At 46.1% G+C, this 12,787-nt stretch carries 6 protein-coding genes; all 6 read right to left on the bottom strand.

Annotation, left to right across the window (positions count from 1 at the left end):
• Positions 1–17 precede the first annotated feature (17 nt).
• Genes AB3G73_RS18010 through AB3G73_RS18035 form a run of 6 tightly spaced genes read right to left on the bottom strand, consistent with a single transcriptional unit; the run spans position 18 to position 12,579 of the window.
• Entirely contained in the window at positions 18–1,481 is a 1,464-nt protein-coding gene (locus AB3G73_RS18010; RefSeq protein WP_367745297.1) for a BACON domain-containing carbohydrate-binding protein, read from the bottom strand.
• 41 nt (positions 1,482–1,522) lie between these two features.
• On the bottom strand, positions 1,523–3,004 hold the full coding sequence (locus tag AB3G73_RS18015; protein WP_320978116.1) for a BACON domain-containing protein: 1,482 nt from the start codon (positions 3,002–3,004) through the stop codon (positions 1,523–1,525).
• 58 nt (positions 3,005–3,062) lie between these two features.
• On the bottom strand, positions 3,063–4,745 hold the full coding sequence (locus tag AB3G73_RS18020) for a RagB/SusD family nutrient uptake outer membrane protein (protein WP_148365418.1): 1,683 nt from the start codon (positions 4,743–4,745) through the stop codon (positions 3,063–3,065).
• Positions 4,746–4,766: 21 nt separating this feature from the next.
• Positions 4,767–7,571 carry a SusC/RagA family TonB-linked outer membrane protein gene (locus AB3G73_RS18025; RefSeq protein WP_297284860.1) on the bottom strand — a complete coding sequence of 935 codons (2,805 nt, stop codon included), beginning with the start codon at positions 7,569–7,571 and terminating at the stop codon, positions 4,767–4,769.
• A 26-nt stretch (positions 7,572–7,597) separates the two neighbouring features.
• On the bottom strand, positions 7,598–9,385 hold the full coding sequence (locus AB3G73_RS18030) for a RagB/SusD family nutrient uptake outer membrane protein (protein ID WP_367745298.1): 1,788 nt from the start codon (positions 9,383–9,385) through the stop codon (positions 7,598–7,600).
• A gap of 2 nt (positions 9,386–9,387) precedes the next feature.
• Positions 9,388–12,579 carry a TonB-dependent receptor gene (locus tag AB3G73_RS18035; protein ID WP_148365423.1) on the bottom strand — a complete coding sequence of 1,064 codons (3,192 nt, stop codon included), beginning with the start codon at positions 12,577–12,579 and terminating at the stop codon, positions 9,388–9,390.
• Between the last annotated feature and the right edge of the window lie 208 nt (positions 12,580–12,787).

Below are 12,787 nucleotides of genomic sequence, written 5' to 3' on the forward strand. Positions count from 1 at the left end.
ACTAAACTGACCTATTCTTAATCTCCCCATTCATAGTTCGGAGTATATTCCCACCAGTCATAAGTAGCTTCCGAAATGTTGGTTCCTATATATACCAGTGAAGTGGTGCCATATTCAACTCCGAACGTACCCCGATAAGTCGTGCAAAGTTCACCGTCCAGATACCAGGCAACGTTCATATTGCCATCTTCGGCCTTCGTCAGTGACAAGCCGAGGGTATAGGAACCTTTCGATTTATCAAAGGATTTCTGAGCCAGTTCCGAATAAGGCAAGGTGCTGTAATTTGTCTTTCCGGTAGCCATGTTCAAGTGCCAGCGTATCTCACTTCCACCGCTATAAGTGAAGAAAATTACCGCTTGTGCGTCAGCCGCCATTTCTTTGATGTGGAATGAGTAGTAGCCCGGTTGCATACCCGCTTGGGTGACGCGTCCCACCTTACTGTAAAATCCTGCATCCGAGAAGGAACATGTTCCATTGTTCACATTCCAGTTCTTGCCTTCGGCGGCATCAAAGATGTGACGTTCGGTTCCGTTGTATGCTTGTTGAATCGTTATTGTCCGTACAACAGGTTCGACGCCTGGAATTGCTTCGCTGGAAAGAGTGAAGGTAGCTTTGCGAATGGCTGTTCCTGTGTTTTCATTCAATGTAACCGTTAATGTTCCGTCACCGTTGAATGACGTGGAAGAGAATGAATACCAGTCTTGCAGGGCATCCTCTTTGGCGACTGTCCATGTTCCGTTGGAAATCACTTGGATTTCAATGCTATGAGCTTCATAACTTTCACGGAATGACGTCTTATCCGGGTCAATCTGAATGCCGTCCTGAGTTATCTTGACGGTCTGCTGTGCCACGTTATGACGGTCATATAATGTCACCGTTCCATAACGTTTCTCACTTGGATTTGATATGGCGGTTACCGTTAAAGTACCATCGTTCGTACCGCTTGCCGTACTTTTAATGGAGAGCCAGGCTTCTCCTTCGGTCACTTTGGCTGTCCAGTTCTGATTGGCAAGTACCTTGAATGTGGCTTCTGCATCGGCTTCTTCTTTACTCAATAATATATCATCTGCATTTTCCGTATTCAGATAGGCAATACCTTTCTGGATGACAGTAATCCATTTGCCCACCCAATAGTCACTTTTGACGGTAATGGTGTCTGTACGGTCGTCCAGCTCCGTGTTTGCTTTATATTGGATGCTGACGTCGAACGTTTCGCCGGCTTCTCCTTGTTCGGGAGATATGGAACACCAGTCGGGATGGTCACTGTATACCATCCACTGTTCCGAAGACTTGACCTGAATCTTAATCGCTTGCGGATTAGAAGCAGGCAGATTATAGGTATCTTTGGCCCGATACCGCAAATCTACGATTTTCGTTGCTTCGTCATCCGTGCACGAATGCATCAGCAATGAAGTTCCAATAGCCAGTATGCACCAAACGGCATACCAACCGGTTTTATATTTATTCAAGATATCTTTCATGGTTCTTCTCTTTTTATGTTATCAAAGATGGGTAAACAAACTTATTCAACCGGAATGACTTCAAAAGAACTGATAGTCATCGAAGCTGTACCCGTAGAGCTTGCATGGAAGCCGAAATAGAGTGTGTAGCCGACTTCTATAGCAGAGATGTCTATTTCAACTGTGTCCATCACTTTTTCATCATTCAGGAATACATCATAGGACGCTTTGTTCGCATTATTCTCCAGAGGCTTGATTTCTACTCTTAATGTATGCATTTTATTCCTGCTATCCTTATTCACTTTGTTTTCTATCAGAGAATAGAGGCTACCCGCTATTTGGAATTTGTAAGAGTTAGTGGTGAAGTTTACATTGGGGCCCATCCACATATGGGCTGCGGGTTTGCCGTCTAGGTTCAGGTCAATCGCATGGTCATCCGTAAAATCTGTATCGGAGAATTTCCATTCGTAGATAGCGAACTTTCGTTTGTTTCCTTTCAGGTTGAAGCGGGATGTTACTCTTGCTGTTGTAGTTAAAGTCAGATGTCCGTCTGTATCGACTGTATGGTCCTTTCCGTCATACACGACATCTCCTCCCATCTGGCTGACGGTAATCTCCACAGGTTCAAGTCCTAGTGTCTTATCTGCAGCTTCCAATGCAATAGTTGCCGTGCGTGTGTCGAAATAGTATTCATTCTTCACCGTAGCAGTGAATGTCTTATTATCTTCAGCTTTTTCTAATTCAATCCAGGAAGCTTCTGTGGAAACCTTCCAGTCGATATTTGCATTTACACTATATGTTTTTGTGTTTTGTTCTGCCGTTGTAGTACCAGTGCCGTTACCGGTAAACTCGTATGGGTTTTCCATTTCGTCAAGACCTGCAAATTCGAGGATAAAGCCTTTCTGTATCACTTCATAAGTCTGCTCTTCCAATCCGTTGGATATGGTTACGGTAGCAGTACGCTCTTTTCCGGCGTTGGCGGCAGCTGTAGCTGTGATGGTCACCGGTTCTGCGGAGCCTGTGCCGGCTTCCTTGTCGAGAGTTAACCACATGCTGGAAGACGTTGCGGTCCATGCCTTGTTGGATATAATCTTGAATTCGGCAGTGCTTGTTTCCGAACCCATTTTGTCGTCAATCCATTGCACCACCAGTTTGCTTTTTGCATCCTGGGTAACGGTTATCACAGTTTCCGGTTCATAATTCTCGCCTGCAATGGTCAGCGTGGCCGTGCGTGGCTTTTCTTCCGGGTTGTCAAGGATGTTCAGCGACACCTCGGCAACCAGTGAACTGGCAGAACTCATGGCGGGGGTGGGAGTACACCATTCTTCGCTGCTTGTTATCTTCCACGGGGTGTTGGAACTGATGTTGAAGATAATTGTACGCGGAGATGTAGCTAATACACTATACTGTGGTTGGGCGTCTGTTTCCAGTTTTACGGGAAATTCAGCCTGGGAGTCAATATTCATTTCCTGACATGAGTTCAAGTTTAATGCACACACAACAAATATCAGTTGTAGGATGCTACCTGTCAAAATTCTTTTCATATGGAATCGTATTAAATTATTCATTGTAATAGTTTATAATAATAAGGTCTTTCTTTCATTACCAGCCGTTGTTTTGCGGATACAGGTGTTCATTCTTGAAAAGTTCTTCCTGTGGTATCGGATACAAATACATCCGGTCTGTCCACGTACGGTTCTCATAGAGCATTTTCTGGAAGGACAAGGTGTTTGCCGTTTTTGTAATGGTTACTCCGTTCAACTCTTTTTGGGTGGAATCTCCTATTTTCCAACGGCGGACGTCCCAGAAGCGGTGGTCTTCGAAGGCGAACTCTACACGCCATTCATTGCGGAGTGCCCGGATGAACTCATCCTTGTCGGTGGTTGTGATAACGGGCATTCCAGCGTTGATACGCACTTCATTCAAGGCTTCCAAGGCCGTTGTATGATAGGTGGCATCCTTGTAAGTAACAGAGTTGAATGCTTCTACCATCGACTCTGCATACGTCAGCAATGTTTCTGCATAGCGGTAGATACACCAATGATGCTTGTTCTTTACTTCCTGGTCGGGAACAAAGCTGGTTGTTTCCTGAATATATTTGCGCAGGAAATAGCCGGTGGCCGAACCACCTGCATTGACCGGCGCATCATCCTTACCGCCTACGAATGTTTCAATCTTGTCTCCCTTGAAGCTCATTCCGTTGGCTAACACAGTCCAATAGAAACGGGGGTCGCGTCTTTCGTATGGCTTTTGCGGGTCAAACTCCGGGTCGTCACATATCCATCCGTTTTCGGTGAGTGTCACTTTATATCCTTTCACCGTTTCAAAAGCATCTACCAGATTTTGTGAAGGGAAGACTCCTAGCGCGGGTGTGCTGCGTTTTCCTTCGACAAAACGGATGGGGAAGTTGTTTAATTCAAAGTTGTAATTGGCGTCGTTCATGTGGAAGAGCACCACTTCTTTAGAATTCAGGTTATTCGCTTTTTCTGCAGGGTCCAACTCGTATAAGTTCAAATCAATGATGTCCAGAGCTGCTTTGGCGGAAGCCTTCCATCTTTCCGGGTCCATAGAGGGATTGTGCAACAGACTTGCTTTATAAAGCAGGGCCTTTGATTTGAGTGCCATGGCAAATCCTTTTGTGATGCGTCCCGTTTCATTATTAGGCTGCCCTACGTAGGTATCGGGAAGATTGGCAGCCGCGTCGTTACATTCCGACACAATAAAGTCAATCACTTCGTCAAACGGGGTCTTGCCCATAGCGTTGGCCTCTTCCGGAGTCAATACACTTTGGGGCATGGCAATGTCACCATAGCGGCGTGCCAGTTCAAAAAAGTAGAAGGCTCTTAATACACGTGCTTCATAAGGAAACAGTTTTAACTGCTTGCTGTTATTCTGGAAGCTTGTATCATACTGATAGCGGGATAAGTCCAGTTCGGCAACGGAAACAATAAACTCGTTGGCAGCCCGTATGCCATTGTACAAAGACCAGCAGGCATCAACTGTTTTCAGTTGAGACCAGTTGCCGTCATTGAAATATTGTATGGAGGCACCCGTAGCTGCATATTCGGCATCATCCGAACCACAGTCGCGCATCGCACCGCTGATGGCGCCGAAATCCTGCGGCATATACGAATATACGTTCGTCAGCATCTGCTTGGTTTTATTGAAATAGTTGTAGATATACTCTTTCGTATTCAATCCGTTCGTCTCGTCGAACTCTAGGTAATTGCAAGACGAGCAAACCAGTGTCACAACTAATGAAAGAAGGGTATGTTTTAGTTTCATATTCTTATCGTATTACACAGATTAGAAATTAAATTTAAGTCCGGCCCAATATGAGCGGGTGGATGGGTAGGCTGCACTTAACTGCTCCGGGTCGGCAAATCCGATGTTGTCCAGTGAGAATAAGTTCGTTCCTTGCAAATACACTTTTATATCGGCAAAATGGGTAAACCGCTTGGGGATGTTGTATGCTATCTGCAAGTTCCTCAATTTGATGAACGAGCCGTCCTTGAACCACATTGAGTTGGCACGGTAGTTATTGGCGTTCGACTGCGTAGTCAGACGGGGCATTGTGGCCTGTGCTGCATTTTCGGGCGTCCAGGGAGTTTCGTTGTCAAGGAATGTTTTGGAGATATTCCCATTATTCACCAAAGGCTTGTAAAGCGGCGAGTCGAGTAAGTTGACTGTATATCCGGTGAGCCCCTGGAAATCGGCGGAAAGCTCAAATCCTTTGTAAGCCGCGTTCAGGTTGAAGCCGAAGTAGAAACGCGGTATATTGGTTCCGTACATTTTCACTACATCCTGTTCGTCAATTTGGTTATCGCCGTTCTGGTCTTTATATTTAAGATCCCCCGGACGGCAGGTGGAGAATGTCTGAACCGGACTGTTGTTGATTTCCATCTGATTCTGGAAAATGCCGGTTACTTCCAGTCCGTATTTCTGGCCTACACGGTTTCCTTTCGTATAGAGATAGTCATACTGTTGAAAAGCTTGGTTATCGTTAATGATTTTGCTGTCGACATAAGAAACATTGGCACCTATGGAGTAGCTGAAATCCCTTATTTTATCTTTCCACGTCAACGAAGCGTCGAATCCGTGGTATTCTTGTATCCCTTCATTCACTTGGGCTACATTGATACCGATAATTCCTGAAACTGTATTGGAACCGGATACGAGAATGTTGCTTCTGCGTTCAAAGAATCCTTCACAGTAGAGTGACAGGCGGTTCCGGAGAGCATTTAGCTCAAAACCGTAAGTCGCTTTCTTCGATTTCTCAATGGTCAAGCCGATGACAGGCAGGTCACCTTCGGCAAGGCCGTAGTAAATGCTGGCATTGTTCGTGAAATAATAGTTTCCGGCATTCGCGTTGCTGAAAGATTGCAGGTACAACTCATGGGACATATTGCCGTCATTCCCGGAGATTCCGAATGAACCGAACAGTTTCAGATGGTCAACGTAACTTCTGACTTTCCCGAAAAACTTTTCATTGGAGACAATCCACGCTCCCGATACGGCGGGGTAAAGTTGAAAACGTTCTCCCTTGGGCAGATAAGCTGTGCCGGAATAGTTCATCACGCCGCTCAACGTATAGCGGTTGTCGTATGTATATGTAGCTGTCACAAGTGCCGACTGGCGTTTGCTGCTCTTGTTGCGTCCACTGCTGGTGTATGATTGCTGGTCGTAGATTAACGCACTGTTCAGGGAGTGTACTCCTTGATGATGTACATAGCTTATTTTTCCCTGAAGAGTGGAACGCATAAACAACGACTTGAAATCTTGCCCGTGTCCCAGTGTCTCGCTGTCTTTTCCGGAGATGAGCGGGGTTGTTTTCAATGTTCCGTCACCGGCAATGGCAGGTTGCAGGTCTTTGTAACGATATTCCTTGCTGGAAGCGTCGAACATAGATCCTATATTGTCGAATGCGAGCGACACCTCGGCTGAAAGGCCTTTCAACACTATGTCGAGATTCTGTTTCAATGACATATCAGCCAGCAACTTGCCGTATGTAGTCCGCATATTGCCAGTATCGGTCAGCATAGCCACCGGATTGCCGGTGGTATAAATGGCGTTGCCGCCATAAATGCCGTCCGAATAGCGGATCGGGAAAACTGCGGAAGGGAGCTGGTACAATACATTATAGATATTCATCGGATTGCCGGATTCCTGATTGTTTTCTACGGCATACGAACCGTTCGTCTCCATAAGCTTGCCTGCGATACCTAATCTGAAAAGAGTAGTAGAGGTAATGTCTACATCCACATTGGCACGTAAATTCAGGCGTACATCTGTGGGGGATGCGTTGAAGCGTTTGTCACTTCCGTCAGATTTCAGGAAGGAAGTGTCATGCATATAATCTACCACCGAATAATAGCGGAAACGGTTGCTGCCGCCGTTGAAAGTCAGTGTAAGACGATGATTCAACGCGGTATTGTTCATGCTTTCCTTCCACCAGTCTACATTCGGATATTCTTCAGGGTAAGTTCCATCGCGAAAAGCGGCAAGTTCCCAGTTGTTATATTTCTCATTCAGTCCGTCCAAACGCAAGGCGGTATTCATGGCCGTGGCATAGGTGTGTGAATCGGCGAACTCGGGCGAGCGGAACTGTGTGTTGATTCCGAACTGGTAGCTTGCTCCTACGGTCAGTTTCCCTTCCGAACCCCGTTTGGTTGTTATAAGAATTACGCCGTTGGCTCCACGTACACCGTAGAGCGCAGAGGCCGCTGCGTCTTTCAGCACTTCGCACGATTCTATTTCGGCTGCCGTGATGTCTTCTATGTTTCGCGGGAATCCGTCTACCAGCACCAATGGATTATGTCCGTGGATGCTTAATGAAGAGACGTTGGTTGCGCTGGAGCCTGTTCCCTGGTAGACATTGAGTCCGGCGATGTGTCCGTAGAGGGCTTTCGACACATCTATCTCGGGCGACTTCAGGAACACATCAGCGCCCAAGCCTATTACTGAATAGGGGCTTACAGCTTTCGGGAGCATTATCTGATATCCCAGATGTATGCTGTCAGCCGGAAGAGCGGAGTGGTCTTCATTCATATCCTGTGCAGACACCGTCATCAAAGCTCCTCCGAATAATACTGTCAATATATATTTTTTCATTTTCATGTATTTAAGATTATGCGTGTTTACCAGCCGGGGTTTTGTGTCATACCGTAGGCTTTATTAATCTCGTTTTGTGGTATGGGTTGCAAATACCACTTCGTGTCCCAGTTGGAAGACCAGTATCTGGTTGTCGGCAACTTGAATACCTCTTTGAAAGTAAATGCAGTCGGATTATTGGCATCGTTTCCTGTGGTAACAAGTCCGTAGAGTGTCTTTTTGAAGTCCTCTGCCATCCCGCGGCGTACCATGTCGAACCAGCGGACTTCCTCGAAGCCAAACTCCAATGCACGTTCTTTCAGGATAGCAGTCAGGAACTTTTTCTTGTCCATGCCGGAAGTGGGGATGGCTGATAATCCTACCCGGGCGCGGACTTGGTTAATGCAGCTATAGGCTGTTGCCGTAGGACCGTTGTTCACTTCATTCAGAGCTTCTGCATAACTTAGCAATACTTCGGGGAGGCGCAGATAAGGCCATTGTACCGGACGATTGTCGCGTACTCCTTTGTCCGTCAAAATAAACTTCATCATAAGGAATCCTGTACCGTCATTTCTGTAATTGGGATGATTGGTATATATCGGCGGGGGAGTTCCGTTGAAATATTTATCTCCGGGAACGGCTACCGTCTCATAAAGTCGGGGGTCGCGAAGAGGTGTTCCGTCAGCATCGAAGAACGGTTGTTTGGACGGGTTACTCCAGTTGAAGTTTTCATCAAAATCCTTGCCATCCGCCCAGGGGAACATATTCACGTAGTTCAATGTGGGCCCCGAATAATAACGTTGGTCATAAATATTCTGGTGGATAGAAGGGGCATATCCGCGTCGGACGGAAATCAGGACTTCAGTGCCGCCTCTGTCATAATATCCCGAACGGTAGGCGAGACGGCGCGCTTCGGGAGTAGCTTCCGTCGGCATAGTCAACCCGTATTCGCCATTCAGGTCTAGTGCTTTCATAAAATCATCGCAGGCCGTCACGACATCTTTCCAACGCTGTAAATCATAATTGCCGTAGCACGTGTATTCATTGGCATCTTCCCTCCACTTCGGACCGTTGAAGGTGGGACTGGCGGCAAAAAGCAGGACACGGATTTTCAAACCCATCGCGCCGGCTTTCGTCATGCGTCCGTCGTCTATATCCTTTTGTTTCCAGTTCAGGTAAGGAATCGCTTCGTCCAAAAGCCCGATGATATGTTTGACAGTGGCGTCAAATGTGGCACGGGGAAAATTCATATCATCGTTGGGGTCGACATATGTTGTCAGAATGGGCACTCCGCCTACATAACGTAACATCTCGGCATAGCTTAAGGCTATCAGCGTCTTTGCTTCGGCAATCCGTTCATTCCGTTCCGCTTCGGTCATGTTGGGGACTTTGGGCAGATTTTCGATATAGAGGTATGCATAACGGATGGCATGGTATTCCAATTGGGAACCGAAACGGTAGGCTTCACATCCCTGTAAATTTGAGGCGATATTGGGACTTAGCATACCATTATAATATAGATTGACAGGCCCGTCACTACTCATATTCCGATAGCTGCTATACAAATCTGTCAGTGCTTCAAGAATGTTTACTCCCAGTTTGTTGTATCCGGCTCCGGACTTGGTTGGAAGTCCGTAAGGCAAATAGCAATAGGCTTGTGTGAGCACTTTGTCCGCATTGGCTTTGGAGTTGAACATAGAGTCAAGCGTAGCACCGGAACTTTCCGGTTGATCTCCTAAAAACTTATCGCCGAAAGTAAGGTCCGAACAGGCAAACAGGTTTACTCCGATTGACCAGACGGATAGTATTTTAATCATATTTTTCATCTTGTTCATTATTAGAAGTTTATGTTAATCCCTAAACTATAAATCTTCACTAGCGGGTAAGAACCGTTATTGTTACCTAAACTTTCTGGATCCATGATATCCAGTGGGGAGAAAGTCAATAAATTATATCCGCTTATAGACAAACCGAGCGTATTGGCACCAATGGCTTTCAGGAAACGTTTCTTGGAGAAGGTATATCCTATGGAGATTGTTTTCAGGCGGATATAAGAGGCATCGCGCAGCCAGAGAGTCGAGTTCTCGGAATTCCATGTCTCGGAAGTTTCTGCGGCACGCGGATATTTGGCGCCCAACTGATTTTCGGGAGTCCAGCAATCCTTATAGAAGTACTCCAATAAACCGCGTTTGCCTGTATTGGTGAATGGAATACGGTATTCTATCTGAAGCATCTTGTTCACATTCGTGGCTCCGGACCATTGCATGGAGAAATTGAAACCTTTGTAGTTGAAACCGGCATTTAATCCGAATACATATTCGGGACGTTCGGCGTAACCTGTGGTCATTCTGTCATTGCCATCCACCACCTTGTCACCATTCAGGTCGGCGTACATACAGTCACCGGGAGCGACACTGACAGCAGGTTGCGGCAACGCCGGATTCAGTTTCAGATTGCCATTCTCGTCCTGCGTGAAGTCACTATACTGATAAAGACGGATATACTTGTAAACGTTGGTGGAACGTCCTACCGAACCGCCGGTTTGATTCATGTAATCAAATTCGTTGGGGACTTCATCCATGTAGAGAATCTTGTTACGGGCAAATGACATATTTGCGTTGATATAATAACGGAAATTGTTTTTAAGAGTCTCGTCCCATCCCAATGACAGCTCATAACCATGATTGTCCACTTTACCCAGATTCAGGTTGGGTAGTCCGGTTGCTATAATGCTTGGAGTCGATTTAGGAGATATCAGAATACCAGTACGTTTCTCGTAGAACAGGTCTGCGGTTAATGACAGGCGGTTTCTCAACATTTTCAGCTCAAGCCCGTAATTCTGCTTGTCGGCTGTTTCCCAAGAGACTTCCGAGTTTCCCGGCACTCCCATTGCATATCCCGGAGCACTTACAGGATTGGATACGCCGAAACTGTATTCTCCGCTTTGTGTCCATGTGCTGGGCATATACATGAAGCGGGTATTTGTTCCGGTGTCACTACCTACCCGGCCATACGATGCCCGCAGTTTAAAATAATCAAGCCATCGCAAGCTCTTCATGAAAGGCTCTTCCGACAGCACCCAACCTATGGAGGCGGCGGGGAAAAGTCCGTAGCGGGTTTTTCCGGGAGCAAAGTTCTCTGAACCGTTATATCCCATATTCACATCTGCCAGGTAGCGGGATTTGTAACCGTATGTAGCGCGTCCTACGAAACCTACATAGCCACGGGGCAGATACTGGAAACTGGCTACCGTGCCGTCTGCATATAATGGATAATAGTTGCGGGACTGGTTGTACAGGAATAGAGCGCTCACTTTATGATCTCCGAATGTGCGGTCGTAGTTGAGGCGTCCTTCAATATACCAGTTGCGGTCGCGTTTATATGATTCAGCATACGACAATGGGGTGGAAGCATCACCGTCGCCACGACCTACATAAACAATGGTTTTATCAAAGTCCGGGTCAGTCTGGGACAGGTTGCTGTTTTCCAGGGTCGATTTGTAATAGATGAATTGTGATTCGACATTCCCCCCTGTGCGATTCTTGTTCAGTTGGAACTGATTGTCATAGGAACCTTTGATTGAAACGGACAGCCCTTTGGTAAGCATATCGAGCTTTTGGGTAATATCCACATCCATATTTAAGGTCGTCACATACTTCTGCTTGTAACCGGTTCCCCAGTAAGTACGCAGACCGTCTACATTTGCGCCCCCCACCGGCGTATAGCTGACAGGTACAATCGTGCGTGTTCCGTTTACAATGCCAAGTCCGGAAAAAGGAAGTGCCCAGATTTGGGTATAAACAAACGGGTTCTGTATATCTTCCGTTGTGTTAGGCTCCTGTTGCTGACCGACATTGCCACCGATATTTAATTTCATGGTAGTAGTACGGGTTAGCTGGAAGTCCAGATTGGCGCGATAATTATACCGGTTGTACTTATAGTTGTTATTGTAAGGGAGTTCGTTGAACTGTTTGAGGATACCGTTCTGATAAAGATAACCGATAGATACAAAGTACTTCACCGCATCCGTTCCGCCTGAAATATTGATATTGTTTTTGGTTTGCAGGAAGAAATCGTTGTATAGGTAATCAGACCAGTCTATACTGGGATGCAGCGGGTCTCCGCCTGTACGATAGGCTTCGATAGCTTCACGGGTGAAGAACGTAGACTTGGCAGCACCGTCATTCTGCTGTTTCATATTCCAGAAACGGGCAAATTCATAACTGCCTGTCTGCTTGACAAAGGATAGCGGTTGCTGCACACCCGTGAGGGAGCTGACATTAATCGTCGGTTTCCCGTTCTTTCCACGTTTGGTAGTTACCAATACTACCCCGTTCGCACCGCGTACTCCAAATACAGCCGTAGAAGATGCATCTTTCAAGATAGAAAGATTCTCGATTTCATTCGGGTCGATTTGTGAGAAATCCCGTTCCACGCCATCTACTAATATCAATGGGGAAGAGGATGCGCTAGATAAAGAACCGACACCGCGTACATATATGGAAGCGGCGTCACTACCCGGTTGCCCGGAAGTCTGCACGGTAGAAACTCCCGGCAGTGAACCTGCCAGTACATTGGTAATGCTGGCAACAGGAGATTTTATCAGTTCTTTGGAGTCAATCGAAGACAGGGCACCGGTCAACGTTGCTTTGGATTGTGTTCCGTATGCGATGACCACCACTTCATCCAATGCTTTCGAGTCATCTTCAAGCAGGATATCAATCTTTCTTTTTTTCCCTACTATCTGTTCCTGTGAACGATAACCGACAAACGAAAAGACTAATACCGATTTTTCATCCGGGACAGTAATGGTATATTCACCATTTAAATCCGTAATGACGCCAACCGAGGTGCCTTTCACCATAACGTTTGCACCGATCACTTCCATTTTACTCGCATCAATAACTTTACCGGTTATTTTAATCCCGCTTTGCGCGAAAGTGTTGGTGATGCCACCGACAAAGAAGAGTAAAGGAAGAATAAAGAGACGAATCCATCTCCGCCATTGTTTTCTACATTTTCTTTTCATGTAATAAAATTTAATTAGATTAACAACGATGATCTTTGAAAAACTCGATCCTCGACCGGGTTGAGAAACTTTTCAAAGAAACTTCTCTGCAAATGTATCACTCTGATGATTGCGGGATGTTTCAAAATCATCGTATTATATCTTGTTTTGTTCAAAAAGCGATTTTATCACTACTTCCGGGGACTGTAACCAGGATTATTACAGTCTT

The sequence above is a fragment of the Bacteroides sp. L008 genome (assembly GCF_040812255.1).
GTDB classification, from domain to species: domain Bacteria; phylum Bacteroidota; class Bacteroidia; order Bacteroidales; family Bacteroidaceae; genus Bacteroides; species Bacteroides vicugnae.